Raw genomic sequence first — 15,375 nt, 5'->3', positions numbered from 1 at the left:
GGGCGTTTTTTTACAGCCTGCACACGGGGTCGAGCAACGGGCTGGATTTACATCGAGCCTGCCTGACTATCAACCGCGCTTGTAAACGAGTTCCTTGGTGCCGGCGTCGCAAGTGCCAACCACTTGCTGACCGTCTGCACTGCCTTTCTCGACCACTTCAAGCGTGTAGGACGAAACACCCTTGGCCTGAAGCTTGGCGTCGATTTCACTTTTCAGTTCTTCACAAGGCTTGCCTGCCGCCAGAGCGGTGCCCGCGATGCTCAACAAGCCTACAGCCAACAAAAACTTCTTCATGGGTATTCCCTCTCGTCCGGCCAAATGCAGACGCCATCGGAACAGGCGCCCAGTCAACATTCCTACGCCCACGTTCGAGCCACTTGTTTTGAAACGGACGTGGCTCATGAACTGTGTAGCGCAGGTTATGGCAATCAGCCAGCCGAAAGGTTCAGGACTGATCAGCTCGCTTCGATACGAAAGCCGACTTTCAGGGTGACTTGGTAGTGCCCGACCTTGCCGTCCACGATGTGGCCACGGGTCTCGGTCACTTCAAACCACTCAAGGTTCTTGATGCTCTTGCTGGCCTCGGCCAGTGCATTCTGGATGGCGTCTTCGACGGTGGTGGTGGACGAGCCGACGATTTCGACTTTTTTGTACGTGTGGTGATCACTCATGGCAGTTCTCCTGAAGGTCTGTGAACACGTCGTTAAAACCAACGCTCCAGACTTCTGTCAGGAAAAAGCAGGTAAAAGTTCAGACTTTGCAAAATGGCATCGCACTTTCCAAAAAGCCCGGAGTCGGAAACAACACACGCCCACTCATCATTGCAGGAGAAACACCATGGCTAGTACCTCACTTCGCAAGGCCTCGTTGCAGAGTATGGAAGCGGAGATCGAGAGCCTCTTGAAATCTCTCGAAGGTCTGAAAGCCGACGCTACCGACGAGTCGCGCAAGACCCTGAAAAATCTCAAGGCCAATGCTGAAAGTGCTCTGAGCCATTCGCGCAGCCTGCTCAGCGATGTCTACGAGGACGTCAAAGAGAAAACCCGTGAAAACGCACTGGCCACTCGTGACTATGCTCAGGAACACCCTTGGACCACCGCAGGCGTTGCTGTCGGTGCCCTCGGCCTGCTCGCAGCGTACCTGCTGTGCAAGCGCGGTAACTGATCAGATCCTGATCGGGTCTCCAGACCGCAGCAGCTCGTTTTCAAGCCACTGAGCCAATTGCTGCGCACGGCCATCGGCCACACGTCTAGGTACCCACAACGCCAGTTGCGCCGGGGTTTCACTGAAGCCCCATGGCGCAACCAGGCGGCCCGCCTTCAGGTCATCGACCACCAGCGGCTCGGGCGCAATCGCAATACCAAGGCCTGCCACGGCCGCCTCCAGCAAATAATACAAATGCTCAAAACCCTGCCCGAATCGCAGTGACTGCGGATCGATCCCGTTCTGCTGTGCCCAGCTCGGCCAGGCCTGGGGGCGCGATGTGGTTTGCAGCAGGGCCTCGCTCAGCAATACGTCAGCAGGCGCATCGCGCAGGCTGTCGAAACGGGCGAAGCGTGGGCTCAGCACCGGACCGATTCGTTCGCTGGCCAGCTCAAAGACCTGCATGTCGGCAGGCCACGGCGGCTCGGCAAATACCAGCAGGGCATCCAGGCCGGGCCGTCGCGGGTCCAGATCCCCTTCGCCTGCCGACAGGTGCAGACGCAGGTCCGGCAACTCTGCATTCAGACGACTCAGGCGCGGAATGAACCAGCGCGCCAGCAGACTGCCCGAGCACCCCAGCACGAAGGGCGCATCGGCGCTGCCCTGGCTCAGTTCGGCGCACACGCTGCGCAAGCGATCGAAGGCCTCGCCGCTGACGTCACGCAGACGAATGCCCGCATCTGTGAGTTTAAGGCCGCGCCCATCCTTGCTGAACAGATTAACGCCCAGGTGCTCTTCAAGCACCTTCAATTGCCGGCTGACTGCGCCATGGGTGACGTGCAGCTGTTCAGCGGCCTGACTGACGCTGCCCAGTCGGGCGGTGCTTTCAAAGGCGCGCAAGGCGTTCAACGGTGGAAGATCGCGGCTCATGATCTGTGAGTTTTCCTGACAGGTTGCGGCGATCTTATCGGTTTTCATCCGGACGCGCGCTGGTTAAAGTGGACTCATTGCCAAATCGGCTCACCCCATTCGCTTGATACACCTACTGGAGCACTTCATGACCCAGACCCAATTTCGCAATGGCCCCGACGCCAACGGCCTGTTCGGCTCCTTCGGCGGCCGCTACGTCGCTGAAACCCTGATGCCGCTGGTCCTGGACCTCAACCGCGAGTACGAAGCCGCCAAGGCCGACCCTGAATTCGCCAAAGAGATGGCCTACTTCCAGCGCGATTACGTGGGCCGTCCGAACCCGCTGTATTTCGCCGAACGCCTGACCGAGTTCTGCGGCGGCGCGAAGATCTACTTCAAGCGCGAAGAGCTGAACCACACCGGCGCGCACAAGATCAACAACTGCATCGGCCAGGTGCTGCTGGCCAAGCGCATGGGTAAAAAACGCCTGATCGCTGAAACCGGTGCCGGCATGCACGGCGTTGCGACGGCGACCGTTGCTGCACGTTTCGGTCTGCCTTGCGTGATCTACATGGGCGCCACCGACATCGAGCGCCAGCAGGCCAACGTGTTCCGCATGAAGCTGTTGGGCGCCGAGATCGTTCCCGTCACCTCCGGCACCGGCACCTTGAAAGACGCGATGAACGAAGCCCTGCGTGACTGGGTGACCAACGTCGACGACACCTTCTACCTGATCGGCACCGTGGCAGGCCCGCATCCGTACCCGGCGATGGTTCGCGATTTCCAGGCCATCATCGGCAAGGAAACCAAGGAGCAGATGCAGGAGAAAGAAGGTCGTCTGCCGGACAGCCTGATCGCCTGCGTCGGCGGTGGCTCCAACGCGATGGGCCTGTTCCATCCGTTCCTCGATGACGCCAGCGTAGAAATCATCGGTGTGGAAGCGGGCGGCCACGGGGTCGATACCGACAAGCACGCGGCCAGCCTCAACGGCGGTGTGCCGGGCGTGTTGCACGGCAACCGCACTTACCTGCTGCAGGACAACGACGGGCAGATCACCGACGCCCACTCGATTTCCGCCGGTCTGGACTACCCGGGCATCGGCCCGGAACACGCCTTCCTGCACGAAGTGAAGCGTGTGGAGTACGTGAGCATCACCGATGACGAGGCGCTGGACGCCTTCCATCAGTGCTGCCTGCTCGAAGGCATCATCCCGGCGCTGGAAACCGCGCACGCGCTGGCCGAAGCCATGAAGCGCGCCACCAACCTGCGCGATGATCACTTGATGGTCGTGTGCCTGTCCGGGCGTGGCGACAAAGACATGCAGACCGTCATGAACCACATGGCAGCCGCTGAAAAGACTCAGGAGAAGCTGGTATGAGCCGCCTCGAACAACGTTTCGCCCAGCTGAAAACCGAAGGTCGTGCAGCCCTGGTCACCTTCGTCACCGCAGGCGACCCCGGCTACGATACTTCGCTGAAAGTCCTCAAAGGCCTGCCCGCTGCCGGCGCTGATGTGATCGAACTGGGCATGCCCTTCACCGACCCGATGGCTGATGGCGTGGCCATTCAGCTGGCCACCCTGCGGGCACTGGATGCGGGTCAGACCCTGCCGAAAACCCTGCAGATGGTTCGTGAGTTTCGCGTCGAAGACCAGACCACACCGATCGTGCTGATGGGTTACTACAACCCCATTCACCGTTTTGGCGTCGATGCGTTTGTGGCCGAGGCCAGGGAAGCGGGTGTCGATGGCTTGATCATCGTTGACCTGCCGCCTGAGCACGACGCCGAACTGGCAACGCCCGCCCAGGCCTCGGGCATCGACTTCATCCGCCTGACCACACCGACCACCGACGATGCGCGCCTGCCGCGCGTGCTGGAACGCAGCTCCGGCTTCGTTTACTACGTGTCGGTCGCGGGCGTGACGGGGGCGGGCTCGGCAACCACTGAACACGTTACCGAAGCCATCGCGCGCCTGCGTCGTCACACCGACCTGCCGATCAGCGTCGGGTTTGGTATTCGTACTCCAGAACAGGCCGCTGCCATTGCACGTCTGGCCGATGGCGTGGTGGTGGGTTCGGCGCTGGTCGACCAGATCGCCAACGCCCAATCGCCGGAGCAGGCGGTGGACGGCGTACTGACCTTGTGCGCGGCACTGGCCGAGGGCGTACGTAACGCCCGCGTCAGCTGAGGGTAAAGATTCTGATACAGAGGAATCAAAGCGTCAGCAGCGGTTCTATGTAGCAAGACACAAGGGGTTCATGACCAGGTCATGAACCCCTTTTTGCTGCATCGCGTGGAGCTGAGGAGCACCCCATGAAACTGTCGAACCGCTTTATCACTGGCCTGGGCATCTTGATGATCAGCGCCAGCCCGCTGCTTCAGGCTGCGCCGCCAGACCCACGTGGTAATGGCCCGGACGACAACCGTGGTGCTCAGCAGCCAGGCCCGCGCGACAATGACGGCCCTGGCAATCGCGGCAATGGTAGAGGTCCGGGACCCGCTCATCAGGACAATCGTCGCGGCGGCCCACCCCAGGATTTCGGCCCCGTGCGCGAGACGTTCCAGCAACACCGTGACGTCATCGGCCGTGGCCAGCCACTGCCGCCGGGCATTCACATCGCCAAAGGCAAACCGCTGCCACCCGGCTACGGCAAACGCCTGGACAGCCGCTCCCTGCAATACCTGCCGCACTACGACGGCTACGAATGGCGTCGCCTGGGCACAGACGTGGTCCTGATCGCCGTAGGCTCGGGGATTGTCTATGCGATTCTGGACGGGGTGCTGAACTGACCCGGCCACTTCGTGGACAAGTGCGCATCCCAAGCTGAGAACGCCAGGTGGGAGTGGACTTGTCCACGAAGAGGCCCGTACATCCGATCCAGATATAGCGCCTGAAACACAGCCTTCGCGGACAAGTCCGCTCCCACGTGGAGAACGCATCCCACGTGGGAACCGGACGCGGGATGCGCGTTACGCGGTCTTCTGATGCAACCCGGCCAGAAACGCCATCAATGCCCCCGACACAAACTCCGGGTTCTCCAGGTTGGCGATATGACCGGCTTTGGGCACCAACACATAAGGGCAGCCGATCAGGCGAGCCATCTCTCGGGTTTCCTGCGGGGGACGGGGGATGTCAGCGTCGCCGCACATCACCAGCGTCGTGTCCGCATCCAGTTTGTGGAGAAGCCCAAGCCGGTCTTCACGACCAAAGATGATGCGACCCAGCGGCACCACCGTCTGGCGTACCTGCTCTGGGTTCATGCTGGCCAGCGCCGCTCGAAACGCCTGGTACAGCGGTGACTGAGGATCGATCCCGGGCCGGAAGAATATCGGCACCACAATGTCCAGAAGCGGCTCGGGAAACACACCGGCTGCCTGCACCTTATCGAGCAGAGAAAAATAGTACGCCTGCTTGGCCTCGCTTTCCTTGCCCAGATAGGTGTCCATCAGCACCAGCCCGTTGAAGCGCTCAGGCGCTGAAATCGCAGCGATAGCGCCCCACATGCCACCGACCGACAACCCGATGAGGGTGCAACGTTCGATGTTCAAATAATCGAGCAATGCCAGCGCGTGGCGAGCGAGATCATCCAGATTCCGGGTCCCTTCAGGAAACGCACCCGACTCACCATGCCCCCACAGGTCCGGCACAATCACGCGGTACTGACTGGCGAGCAGATCAACCTGCGCGCTCCACATGTTCCGGTCCCACAGGTAACTGTGGCCAAGCAACAGCACCGGCCCGCTGCCCTGATCGGAATAGTGAAGCGTTTTGCCTTCGATGACTGCATTCGGCATGTCTCATGACCCTCTCTGTCTCGATCTCAGCATTCAGTGCACGCCCGCAAAAACACGGCTGCAACTACCCCTGATGCCTGATGCTCAGGCACCTACATGATCACTTTTTGGCTATCTACACCTCAAAGGACCAGCCAGTCACATTTTGGCGCGGGCTATGTTACACCGAACATTTTGCCTGTCAGTCGACATAGCATCGTGGCGAAACAGGCCGGGAGCCTGGCCCGTCAGTCATCAAAAACACTCAAGTCCAACGGCCGCACCGCGCCCATCCAGATGGCATGCTCGGTGTGATCGAGCCGCTCATCGCCCGTCAGCGGATGCGTAAACACCACCAACCCATTGCGATTCAACGCCAGCCAGCGCATGACGTCAGCGAATTGCGCATGCTCAAAAGCCAACTGACAACTCCAGTCCGGATGTGGACCGACACGCTTCTGATGGACGCGTCCCATCTGCACAGCAAATTTCCCGGCCGCGGCTTCGCACAACGCTTGCGCCTGGTCGAGGGTCTGGGCGTCGAAATAGACATGGGCGTGATAGCCGTGGATATCTTGCATGGGAATAGAGACTCCTTTCGCGGCTGAAGACCTGACTGATGCAGGTGTGGGTCCAGCCTTGATCATTTTTCTCGTGTGTGGGCCGATAGTAGGTCCTGCATGATGGTTGATAAAGCGTAGCCGTCTAGCTTTTATCTCTCCATGCTTCGCCGGTTATCCCATAAAACCGATAGCCAAATGGCAACGCTAAAAACTTCACCAGATCAGGACGATGCTCCGCTACATGGTGTGCATGGACGGTCTTAAGCGTCTTGGTATCGCCGTTATACCGGTCTGTGGTTATCCACCAGCCAGACATATGTTCGGGTGACGAATAACGAACGCCCTCAGCAGGATCACCCTCGAGCACACCGTCAGAAATAACGATCAGCTGGTCGTGGCGTGGAACGGAATACTCGACCCCGGCTTTCGCACACATTGCATGCTGCTCGGCCCACATAGTTAGGGTGGTCGTGATGCCGAGTACACAGTCGCCTGTTAAAGGAACCTGTTCAAAAAATATCAGCTCCTTACAATCATTGAGCTGCATTTTTGTTACCCAAGAGCCATAGCCCAGCGTTTCATTTGAAGAAATTTCATGACCCGTGTCGAGATAGTTAGCAACCGTCTCAATAAACGCTATCGCGTGTTCTTCTAAGTCGTCATCATGAATCTGAACAGTTATCTCGTAACCATAATGCTGTAAAAGCCCTTCCGTGTTTAATAGCAACCCACTGTCATTGATGGAAGTTTTTATCTTCACTGTTTGCTCCCTCTAAAGCGGCGCAAACGCCCTCAGATCGTTTACAGGCTAATCAGGCAAGGCGTCTACGCAGACATATACGCTCACTCCCTATGCAAAGGTGAAGCCAACTCCAGACAATCAGAGACTCTCTTCTGAGATCTCTTTGCCTATGGCAACAGCGTATGCCCCATACGAAGGCTCTAACTCCACTACTAAAACAGAGCCATTCCGAAACGCCTCAAGTTTTTTATCCAAGAAGGACGAGTACTTTGGGGACAGCTTGAAATCCGCGTCTTCCAGCGCGTAGGCGTATTTCATCAGGCGCATGACTTCGCTGCTGGCCCCATCATCATTCGGGCTTAATACACGTAAAGAATTGATTATATTTCCCTCCTCGAAATCAGTAACCCTAAGCTTTTCCAGGCCAGAGACTTTGATTTTGGTGGTTTTACCGTCAGCGTAAACCTCCATAAAAAGCGTGTCATCCATAACAGCAATGGACATCATTTTTCCATCATGAAAATTGCTAGATAGCATAGCGCTGATCACCTTCTAGGTTTAGCCTCCTCACGACCTATCTACTTCAGTAAGGCAGACTCAAAGTTAATGCTACTTACCTAAACCGAATCAAAAAAGGTCATCCACCCCACCGCTCTGAATTCTGTATGACCTTCTACATGAAAAAATTTATATTTTGTCAAGCAACTCTAAACTAACGCTTTCCGCCAATGCAATAAACGTTGCACCGCAAACAGCCTCAAGCTCGAACAACACAAGCTTGCCCGTGCGGAAGAGTTCCAATTTTTGTAAAAAGGTAGAGTCCTTTAGCTCTGCTGTTTCAGGATTGCGTCCCCACAACAAAAAAATAAACAATTTGCAGCTTCTGCTTCTTGCTCTTTGCTGAAATCGAAAAAATTGACGCGATCAACAATACTCAAAAGCCCCATATCATTCAGGACTAATCTATCGATACCTTTAACAACTATTTGATAGGAATTCTTACCCTCCCATGGGCTTGTTACGCATACTCGAACTTGCTTTTCAATTGAACATAAATGGATAGATTCAAATGTGGCCTCTACTAAAACACCCCACTGACTCATAAAAACCTCCTCAATTTCTCGGCAAAGGTGAACAAGTATGACCAGGGTGCTCTCGAACGCCGCCCCGCCACTCATGCATATGAGGTGTATTACCCATTAATATCAAGCTGCGAATATAAGGCTATAATTATCTCAGAACCACTACCGAAGTCATGCTAAAAAAGAGCAAAAGTAAACTCGCCCACTTCTGCAAACCATGTAGGAAGTTTCCGTCTAAATTGATAAGTCGCATCTAACCCGTTAGAGATTCGGGCTTATATGTGCTGAAAAATACCTGATCACACCGCAATCGACGGCAGCGGCCTGCCGGCCAGCGAAACCCCGCTCAACGCCTGCTCGCTGGCCAGCCAGTCGACGAATTGCTGGACGATTTGCACGCGGCGTTTGCGCTGTGGCAAGACGACGTAGTAACCGTAACCGGAAACCGCCGAGGCTGAGATGGGGCGGCACAGCAGGCCTTGTTCGAGCAGGTCGTCCACCAGATGCCGCCAGCCGATGGCCACGCCCTGACCGCCGATGGCGGCCTGGATCAGCAGTGTGTAGTTGTCAAAACGCAACTGCCCGGGTGCCGGTGACTGGTGGATGTCGAGGGCCCGGAACACGCCGCTCCAGTCGAACCAGTTGTTGGCGCTTTCGCCACGCAGGTGCAGCAGTGGAAATTCACGCAGCGCATCGTTGGGCAAGGGCAGTTCTCGACCTGCGATCAACTGTGGGCTGCACACCGGAAAGACTTCCTCATTGAACAACCAATGGCTCTGGCCCTGCTTGAAACGCCCATCGCCGAATAACACCGCGACGTCGATATCCGGGCGCAGCATGCTGTGGCTGCGCTCGCTGGTCACCAGGCTGACGTCCACGTCTGGATTGACCTTGTGGAAACGGTGCAATCGGGGCATCAGCCAGTAGGAGGCGAACGCAAAATCCGTCGCGACCTGAAGCACTTCATGCTGGCGCTGATCGGTGATGGCGACCAGTCCGCTTTCGATGGACTGCAAGCCGGTCTGCACATGGCTGAACAGCACCTCACCCGCTTCGGTCAGCTCGATGCCACGGTAGATGCGGTCAAACAACCGGGTCGCCAGTTGCTCTTCAAGCCGCTTGATCTGCTGGCTGACCGCAGGCTGCGTGGTGCCCAGTTCGATGGCCGCAGCGGTAAAGCTGCGCAAACGGGCAGCCGCCTCGAACGCGCGCAACAGATCCAGCGAGAGATCACCAAGCGATTCAAACATAAGCTCTGCTTATCCTAGGTATATCTTCATATGGGCTTTACCACAGCCAGTATGGCCCTCATTCTCGTTGGCAGCACTTTCGCATAACTATTCACTATGGGATGCAGCGATTACATGAAGCGCAAAAATATTCTGTTCATCATGGCCGATCAAATGGCCGCGCCAATGTTGCCGTTCTACGCCCCGTCTCCGATTCTGATGCCGAATCTGTCTCGCCTCGCCGATCAAGGCGTGGTGTTCGAGTCGGCGTACTGCAACAGCCCGTTGTGCGCACCCTCGCGTTTCACTTTGGTCAGCGGTCAGTTGCCCAGCAAGATCGGCGCGTACGACAACGCTGCCGACTTCCCGGCGGATATCCCGACCTACGCTCACTACCTGCGTGCGCTGGGTTACAAGACCGCGCTGTCGGGCAAGATGCATTTCTGCGGCCCCGATCAATTGCATGGCTACGAAGAACGCCTCACCAGCGACATCTACCCGGCCGATTACGGCTGGTCCGTGAACTGGGACGAGCCGGACGTGCGCCCCAGCTGGTATCACAACATGTCGTCGGTGCTGCAGGCCGGGCCGTGTGTGCGCACCAACCAGCTGGACTTCGATGAAGAGGTGGTCTTCAAGGCGCAGCAATACCTGTACGACCATGTGCGCCAGGACGGCGATGCGCCGTTTTGCCTGACGGTCTCGATGACCCATCCCCACGACCCGTACACCATCCCCCGACCATTCTGGGATCTGTACGACGACGTCGAAATACCGATGCCCCCACTGCACGCCAACCAGGAGGCGCTGGACCCGCATTCACAACGCCTGCTCAAGGTCTACGATCTATGGGACAAGCCGTTGCCGACGCACAAGATCCGTGATGCGCGGCGCGCCTACTTCGGTGCCTGCAGCTACATCGACCTGAACGTCGGCAAGCTGATGCAGACACTCTCTGAAGTCGGTCTGGCAGACGACACCATTGTGGTGTTCTCGGGCGATCACGGCGACATGCTGGGCGAGAAAGGGCTCTGGTACAAAATGCATTGGTTCGAAATGGCCGCGCGCGTGCCACTGGTGGTCTATGCGCCAGGCCAGTTCAAGCCGCGCCGCGTGAAAGCGTCGGTGTCCACAGCTGACCTGTTGCCGACCTTCGTCGACCTGGCCAACGGCACGCTGGACAAAGGATTGCCGCTGGATGGGCGGTCCCTGATGCCGCACCTCAAAGGCAAGGCCGGACACGATGAGGTCTTCGGCGAATACATGGCCGAAGGCACGACCAGCCCGTTGATGATGATCCGTCGCGGTGCCTACAAATTCATCTATTCGGAGCAGGACCCTTGCCTGCTGTTCGATGTGAAGAGCGATCCGAAGGAACTGGAGGACCTGAGCCAGTCTCCCGACTATCAGCAACTGTTCAACGACTTCCTGGCCGAAGCACGGGCCAGGTGGGACATACCGGCGATACACCATCAGGTGCTCGCCAGCCAGCGCAGGCGTCGCTTTGTCGCCAGGTCGCTGGCAACCGGCAAGCTGAAGAGTTGGGATCACCAGCCACTGGTCGACGCCAGTCAGCAATACATGCGCAACCACATTGATCTGGACGATCTGGAGCGCAAGGCACGTTATCCACAACCCTGACACTGCCCACACCAAGAAAATCAAAAGGGGTATACCGATGAGAACGTTATTCACCGCACTGGCGGTCAGTGTCATGGCATTGGGCGGCGTCGCGGCACACGCCGATGACGCCAGTTGCAGTACGGTCAAAATGGCCGATCCGGGCTGGAGCGACATTGCCGCCACCAACGCGATCACCAGCCTGGTGCTCGAAGGCATGGGCTACAAGACCAAGATCGACACCCTTGCAGTGCCGATTGCCTATGGCGGGCTGAAGGACGGACAGCTGGACGTATTCCTGGGGAACTGGATGCCTGCGCAGCAGGGTTTCTATGACAAGTTCGTGGCCACGGGAGACGTCACGCAACTGGCCAAGAACCTCGAAGGCACCGAATTCACCCTGGCCGTGCCTGACTACGTCTGGGACGCGGGCGTGCATGACTTTGCCGACCTGAACAAATTCGCTGACAAGTTCAGCAAAAAAATCTACGGCATCGGCTCCGGCGCGCCCGCCAACCTGTCGCTGCAGGAGATCATCAAGAAGAACGAATTCGACCTGGGTGGCTGGAAACTGGTGGAGTCCAGCGAGCAGGCCATGCTCGCCGAGGTCAATCGCAATGTGAAGCGCAAGTCGTTCGTGGTCTTCCTCGGCTGGACCCCGCATCCGATGAACGTGCAGATCAAAGGCATGCACTACCTCAAGGGTGGCGAGAAATACTTCGGTGACACCGGCTCCGTCTTCACCCTGACCCGCAAAGGCTACGCCGACGCCTGTCCGAATGTGGGCAAGCTGCTGACCAACCTGAACTTCACGCTCGACATGGAAAACACCATCATGGCCGACGTGGCGAACAATAAAGTCAGCAACAGCGAAGCCGCCAGGGCCTGGATCAACGCCAACCCGGCCGTGCTGGAAAAATGGCTGGATGGCGTCAAGACCCTCGACGACAAGGACGCGCTGGCGGCCGTGAAAGCGAAGCTTTCGAAGAACTAGGTCTGCTCGGCCTGTGGGGGCGGCTTGCCGCCTCCCACAATCCTGTGTTTGCTGCGAGACAGCGCGCCCCGAACAGGCGGCGGTGTCTCCCACAGGAAAAATGGCGTTTCTTCAGTGAGTTACCAACGGCTTGATGAAAGGCAACTGACTGAAAAAAACCGCTTCTGTGGGAGCGAGCTTGCTCGCGAAAGGGCCAGCGCTGACGCCATAGCCTGTACCTTTCGCTACGCAAGCACGCTCACCCCGCAGGTTCTGCGTTCAAGCCGGAAAAAACCATGTGGAGCGAAATGCACAGATCTCGGTAATCATCAGATCGAGCCACAGCGTGTAACCTTGGCGGCAATCCACCAATCAAGAGGGACTGATGCGCTGGTTAAACCGCCATAAATTCCTGCCTTTTCTCGCCTGGCTGCCTCAGCAGACTCGCGCCAGCGTCGGGCGTGATGCGCTGGTAGGGTTGAGCGGCGCCATTCTGGCGTTGCCGCAATCCATCGCTTACGCGCTGATCGCAGGACTGCCTCCCGAGTACGGGCTGTATGCCGCCATCGTGCCGGTAATCATCGCCTGCCTGTGGGGCTCTTCGTGGCATTTGATCTGCGGCCCGACGGCTGCCATTTCCATTGTGCTGTACGCCAGCGTCAGCCCGCTTGCGGTCCCGGCCAGTCAGGATTACATCACGCTGATTCTGCTGCTGACCTTCATCGCCGGGGTCTTTCAGTTGCTGCTGGGGATGATGCGCTTCGGTGCGCTTGTCAACTTCGTCTCGCATTCCGTGGTGGTCGGCTTCACGCTGGGCGCCGCCGTGGTGATTGCGCTGGGGCAGATGCCCAACCTGATGGGCCTCGACCTGCCCAGTCAGACCACAGCCCTCAACAGCCTGACGGCGATGCTCGAACATCGTGGCGAAATCGACCTGCCGTCCCTCACGCTGGGCCTGATGACGCTGGCGCTGGGCATCCTTCTGAAATTCCTGGTGCCGCGCTGGCCTACATTGCTGATTGCGCTGGTGTCCAGCGGCCTGCTGGTCTGGCTGTGGCCCGCCATGTTCGGCCACATCAGGCTGGTCAGCGCCTTCGTCGGGCACTTGCCGCCGTTCAGTCCGCTGCCGCTGGATGCCGAGCTGATCCTCAAGCTGCTGCCAACGGCGGTAGCGGTGGGCATGCTCGGGCTGGTCAACAGCCTGTCGATTGCGCGCTCGCTGTCGACCCGTTCGCAGCAGATGCTCAACGCCAATCAGGAAGTCCGTGCGCAGGGCCTGTCGAACATGGTGGGCTCGCTGTTTTCCGGCTACCTGTCGGCAGGCTCGTTCACCCGTGCGGCGCTCAATTACGAAGCCGGGGCCAGTTCGCCACTGGCCGGGGTCTTCTCGGCGCTCTGGGTCGCGCTGTTCGCCGTCGCAGGGGCCTCGTTGATTTCGCACATCCCGATCCCGAGCATGGCGGCGTCGATCCTGCTGATTTGTTGGGGGCTGGTGGACCGTCGCGGTATCGCCGCGTTGTTCCGGGTCAGCCGCGCGGAGTTCTTCGTGATGGCGCTGACCTGCCTGGCCACGCTGCTGCTGGAGCTACAGACCGCGATTTACGCGGGCGTGCTGGCTTCGCTGTTCTTTTACCTCAAGCGCACCTCGCAACCTCGCGTGCAGCAATGGCGTGAAGACGACGAAGACATCCTGCGCGTCGGCGGCTCAATCTTTTTCGGCGCCAGTCATTACCTGCAAACCCGCCTGCAACGCACCCAGGGCCAGCGCGTAGTGATCGAGGCGCAGCAGATCAACTTCATCGATTACTCTGGCGTCGAAATGCTGCATCAGGAAGCACGTCGCCTTGCCAGACAGGGCAGGGCGCTGGTGCTGCGCCATGCAAGACCGCAGGTGATCGAAGAATTGCACAAGCTGGAAGGGGCGGGGAAATGCCCGATTGTGTTTGAGGACTGATGGATTGCTCTGATCATCCCCAAGGGTGGGAACGATCAGCGTGTGTGCCTCAGGCCGCCAACTGCCTGCGCAGTTCTGCCAGCACCGGCGCTGAATCCGGGCGCACGCCGCGCCACAGCAGGAACGCTTCGGCGGCCTGTTCGACGAGCATCCCCAGCCCATCGACCGACTGCGCCGCGCCGTGCTCGGTGGCCCATCGGCAGAACGCTGTTGGCTCTTTGCCGTACATCATGTCGTAGCAGAAGGTCTTGCCCGGTTCGATCAGGCCGGGCGAGATCGGCGGCAGTTCGCCTGCAAGGCTGGCGGAGGTAGCGTTGATGATCACGTCCACCGACTCCTGAAGCCAGTCGAAGCTGCTGGCGAACACCGGGCCGAGATCAGCGAATTCCTGTGCCAGTCTTTCGGCTTTTTCCACCGTGCGATTGGCAATCACCAACGCCAGCGGCTGTTGCGCCAGCAGCGGCTCAAGCGCGCCACGTACAGCGCCGCCCGCACCCAGCAACAGGATGCGCTGCCCCCGCAGGTTTACGCCGCAATTGACGGTCAGATCACGGACCAGGCCGGCACCGTCGGTGTTGTCGCCCAGCACCTTGCCGTCGTCGAGCTTGCCCAGCGTATTGACCGCGCCTGCGCGTTGCGCGCGCTCGGTCAGACGATCCGCCAGGCGAAAGGCTTCTTCCTTGAACGGCACCGTGACGTTGGCGCCACGTCCCGTCTCAAAAAACGTCCGAGCGAATGCGGTGAAATCGTCCAGCGGCGCCAGCGACGTCTGGTAATCCAGCGACTGCCCGGTCTGCTCGGCAAACAGACGATGAATCAACGGCGACTTGCTGTGGCCGATGGGGTTACCGAAGACGACGTACTGGTCCATTGGGGTTCCTGTTGATGTATTGCAGCGCCTGCAGCGCTCGGTCTCGCAAACGACGTTCGGTCTGCTGAAGAAACGCTATCTCACGTGGGAGCGGACTTGTCAGCGAAAAGACCGGTGCATACGACGCATAGGCAGTGGTTGAAATACGGCATCCGCGGACCAGTCCGCTTGTATGGTTAGACTTGAAGGGGTGGTGGGACGAACAGTTCGCATCTGACTGCTGTAACAGTACAGACCGTGGGAGACCTCGCCCCACCCCTTCCACCAAAAGCGCCGATAAAGAATGCTTCGTTCAAGCGACGATAGAAACAAGCCTGCGCCTCTGGGTGAAACCCCTTCAAGCCGTAAAACCTTAACGTGGAGAACTGTCCATGGCAATGCGCGTTTCGAAGTCAATCGTGGGCGTGGATGTCGCCAAAGTTGAACTCGTTATTTATGAGCCAGATCAGGATCTGCTCACCTCGATAACCAACGACAAGCCCACCATAAAACGCTGGCTTAAAACGTTGCCGAGGC

General features: G+C 58.4%; 17 protein-coding genes. 7 read left to right on the top strand and 10 right to left on the bottom strand.

Translation table 11 applies throughout. The annotated features are described in order from the left end of the window. Nucleotides 1-69: 69 nt before the first annotated feature. A complete protein-coding gene (locus BUB69_RS21785; protein WP_073170341.1) occupies nt 70-294 on the bottom strand; it encodes a DUF1161 domain-containing protein in 225 nt (74 codons plus the stop codon). A 161-nt stretch (nt 295-455) separates the two neighbouring features. Then, nucleotides 456-671, bottom strand: coding sequence for a dodecin (locus BUB69_RS21780; RefSeq protein ID WP_073170339.1), 216 nt, complete (start codon nt 669-671; stop codon nt 456-458). A 166-nt stretch (nt 672-837) separates the two neighbouring features. Between BUB69_RS21780 and BUB69_RS21775 the strand changes: the two genes are divergently transcribed. After that, a complete protein-coding gene (locus BUB69_RS21775) occupies nt 838-1,164 on the top strand; it encodes an ElaB/YgaM/YqjD family protein (protein WP_024685733.1) in 327 nt (108 codons plus the stop codon). Here BUB69_RS21775 and BUB69_RS21770 read toward each other — a convergent pair whose 3' ends face one another. Beyond that, nucleotides 1,165-2,121, bottom strand: a complete 957-nt coding sequence (locus tag BUB69_RS21770) for a LysR family transcriptional regulator (RefSeq protein WP_073170338.1) — start codon at nt 2,119-2,121, stop codon at nt 1,165-1,167. Nucleotides 2,122-2,200: 79 nt separating this feature from the next. Between BUB69_RS21770 and trpB the strand changes: the two genes are divergently transcribed. From trpB to BUB69_RS21755, 3 genes are all read left to right on the top strand, one after another. After that, nucleotides 2,201-3,430 (top strand): tryptophan synthase subunit beta, encoded by a 1,230-nt coding sequence (gene trpB, locus BUB69_RS21765; RefSeq protein ID WP_073170337.1) that lies wholly within the window; start codon nt 2,201-2,203, stop codon nt 3,428-3,430. Then, complete coding sequence (trpA, locus tag BUB69_RS21760) at nt 3,427-4,239, top strand: tryptophan synthase subunit alpha (RefSeq protein ID WP_073170336.1); 813 nt, start codon at nt 3,427-3,429, stop codon at nt 4,237-4,239. The genes trpB and trpA overlap by 4 nt, the downstream gene beginning before the upstream one ends. A gap of 125 nt (nt 4,240-4,364) precedes the next feature. Continuing rightward, entirely contained in the window at nt 4,365-4,841 is a 477-nt protein-coding gene (locus BUB69_RS21755) for an anti-virulence regulator CigR family protein (protein WP_073170335.1), read from the top strand. Nucleotides 4,842-5,021: 180 nt separating this feature from the next. Here BUB69_RS21755 and BUB69_RS21750 read toward each other — a convergent pair whose 3' ends face one another. The 6 genes from BUB69_RS21750 to BUB69_RS21725 form a co-directional block, all read right to left on the bottom strand. Beyond that, complete coding sequence (locus BUB69_RS21750; protein ID WP_073170334.1) at nt 5,022-5,846, bottom strand: alpha/beta fold hydrolase; 825 nt, start codon at nt 5,844-5,846, stop codon at nt 5,022-5,024. 227 nt (nt 5,847-6,073) lie between these two features. Further along, nucleotides 6,074-6,406: a DOPA 4,5-dioxygenase family protein gene (locus tag BUB69_RS21745; RefSeq protein WP_073170332.1), complete on the bottom strand. Its 333-nt coding sequence runs from the start codon at nt 6,404-6,406 to the stop codon at nt 6,074-6,076. Nucleotides 6,407-6,530: 124 nt separating this feature from the next. Continuing rightward, nucleotides 6,531-7,148 carry an immunity protein Imm33 domain-containing protein gene (locus BUB69_RS21740; protein WP_073170331.1) on the bottom strand — a complete coding sequence of 206 codons (618 nt, stop codon included), beginning with the start codon at nt 7,146-7,148 and terminating at the stop codon, nt 6,531-6,533. A 120-nt stretch (nt 7,149-7,268) separates the two neighbouring features. Next, nucleotides 7,269-7,667, bottom strand: a complete 399-nt coding sequence (locus BUB69_RS21735) for a hypothetical protein (RefSeq protein WP_122696235.1) — start codon at nt 7,665-7,667, stop codon at nt 7,269-7,271. A 287-nt stretch (nt 7,668-7,954) separates the two neighbouring features. Next, the gene (locus BUB69_RS21730; protein ID WP_245825318.1) at nt 7,955-8,233 is read right to left on the bottom strand and encodes a hypothetical protein; all 279 of its coding nucleotides are present in this window, start codon (nt 8,231-8,233) and stop codon (nt 7,955-7,957) included. A gap of 278 nt (nt 8,234-8,511) precedes the next feature. After that, nucleotides 8,512-9,462, bottom strand: coding sequence for a choline sulfate utilization transcriptional regulator (locus tag BUB69_RS21725; RefSeq protein WP_073170329.1), 951 nt, complete (start codon nt 9,460-9,462; stop codon nt 8,512-8,514). Nucleotides 9,463-9,576: 114 nt separating this feature from the next. Here BUB69_RS21725 and betC point away from each other — a divergent pair, with 114 nt between their 5' ends. The 3 genes from betC (at nt 9,577) to BUB69_RS21710 (ending at nt 13,988) form a co-directional block, all read left to right on the top strand. Next, nucleotides 9,577-11,082: a choline-sulfatase gene (gene betC / locus BUB69_RS21720; protein ID WP_073170328.1), complete on the top strand. Its 1,506-nt coding sequence runs from the start codon at nt 9,577-9,579 to the stop codon at nt 11,080-11,082. Nucleotides 11,083-11,119: 37 nt separating this feature from the next. After that, nucleotides 11,120-12,055 carry a choline ABC transporter substrate-binding protein gene (locus BUB69_RS21715; protein ID WP_073170327.1) on the top strand — a complete coding sequence of 312 codons (936 nt, stop codon included), beginning with the start codon at nt 11,120-11,122 and terminating at the stop codon, nt 12,053-12,055. A gap of 364 nt (nt 12,056-12,419) precedes the next feature. Then, nucleotides 12,420-13,988, top strand: coding sequence for a SulP family inorganic anion transporter (locus BUB69_RS21710; RefSeq protein WP_073170325.1), 1,569 nt, complete (start codon nt 12,420-12,422; stop codon nt 13,986-13,988). A gap of 49 nt (nt 13,989-14,037) precedes the next feature. On the opposite strand, the gene aroE is transcribed toward BUB69_RS21710, so the two are convergent. After that, nucleotides 14,038-14,859 carry a shikimate dehydrogenase gene (aroE, locus tag BUB69_RS21705; RefSeq protein ID WP_073170324.1) on the bottom strand — a complete coding sequence of 274 codons (822 nt, stop codon included), beginning with the start codon at nt 14,857-14,859 and terminating at the stop codon, nt 14,038-14,040. Between the last annotated feature and the right edge of the window lie 516 nt (nt 14,860-15,375).

It is taken from the genome of Pseudomonas asturiensis (genome assembly GCF_900143095.1).
Classification (GTDB): domain Bacteria; phylum Pseudomonadota; class Gammaproteobacteria; order Pseudomonadales; family Pseudomonadaceae; genus Aquipseudomonas; species Aquipseudomonas asturiensis.
Note: the sequence above shows the minus strand (reverse complement) of the source record. Positions and strands in the feature narration are given on the sequence as shown.

Coding starts and splice junctions, on each gene's coding strand:
- BUB69_RS21780 (WP_073170339.1), bottom strand. CDS start 671: ATGAGTGATCACCACACGTACAAAAAAGTCGAAATCGTCGGCTCGTCC.
- BUB69_RS21710 (WP_073170325.1), top strand. CDS start 12,420: ATGCGCTGGTTAAACCGCCATAAATTCCTGCCTTTTCTCGCCTGGCTG.
- BUB69_RS21735 (WP_122696235.1), bottom strand. CDS start 7,667: ATGCTATCTAGCAATTTTCATGATGGAAAAATGATGTCCATTGCTGTT.
- betC (WP_073170328.1), top strand. CDS start 9,577: ATGAAGCGCAAAAATATTCTGTTCATCATGGCCGATCAAATGGCCGCG.
- trpB (WP_073170337.1), top strand. CDS start 2,201: ATGACCCAGACCCAATTTCGCAATGGCCCCGACGCCAACGGCCTGTTC.
- BUB69_RS21715 (WP_073170327.1), top strand. CDS start 11,120: ATGAGAACGTTATTCACCGCACTGGCGGTCAGTGTCATGGCATTGGGC.
- BUB69_RS21730 (WP_245825318.1), bottom strand. CDS start 8,233: ATGAGTCAGTGGGGTGTTTTAGTAGAGGCCACATTTGAATCTATCCAT.
- BUB69_RS21755 (WP_073170335.1), top strand. CDS start 4,365: ATGAAACTGTCGAACCGCTTTATCACTGGCCTGGGCATCTTGATGATC.
- BUB69_RS21785 (WP_073170341.1), bottom strand. CDS start 294: ATGAAGAAGTTTTTGTTGGCTGTAGGCTTGTTGAGCATCGCGGGCACC.
- aroE (WP_073170324.1), bottom strand. CDS start 14,859: ATGGACCAGTACGTCGTCTTCGGTAACCCCATCGGCCACAGCAAGTCG.
- BUB69_RS21750 (WP_073170334.1), bottom strand. CDS start 5,846: ATGCCGAATGCAGTCATCGAAGGCAAAACGCTTCACTATTCCGATCAG.
- BUB69_RS21725 (WP_073170329.1), bottom strand. CDS start 9,462: ATGTTTGAATCGCTTGGTGATCTCTCGCTGGATCTGTTGCGCGCGTTC.
- BUB69_RS21770 (WP_073170338.1), bottom strand. CDS start 2,121: ATGAAAACCGATAAGATCGCCGCAACCTGTCAGGAAAACTCACAGATC.
- BUB69_RS21745 (WP_073170332.1), bottom strand. CDS start 6,406: ATGCAAGATATCCACGGCTATCACGCCCATGTCTATTTCGACGCCCAG.
- trpA (WP_073170336.1), top strand. CDS start 3,427: ATGAGCCGCCTCGAACAACGTTTCGCCCAGCTGAAAACCGAAGGTCGT.
- BUB69_RS21775 (WP_024685733.1), top strand. CDS start 838: ATGGCTAGTACCTCACTTCGCAAGGCCTCGTTGCAGAGTATGGAAGCG.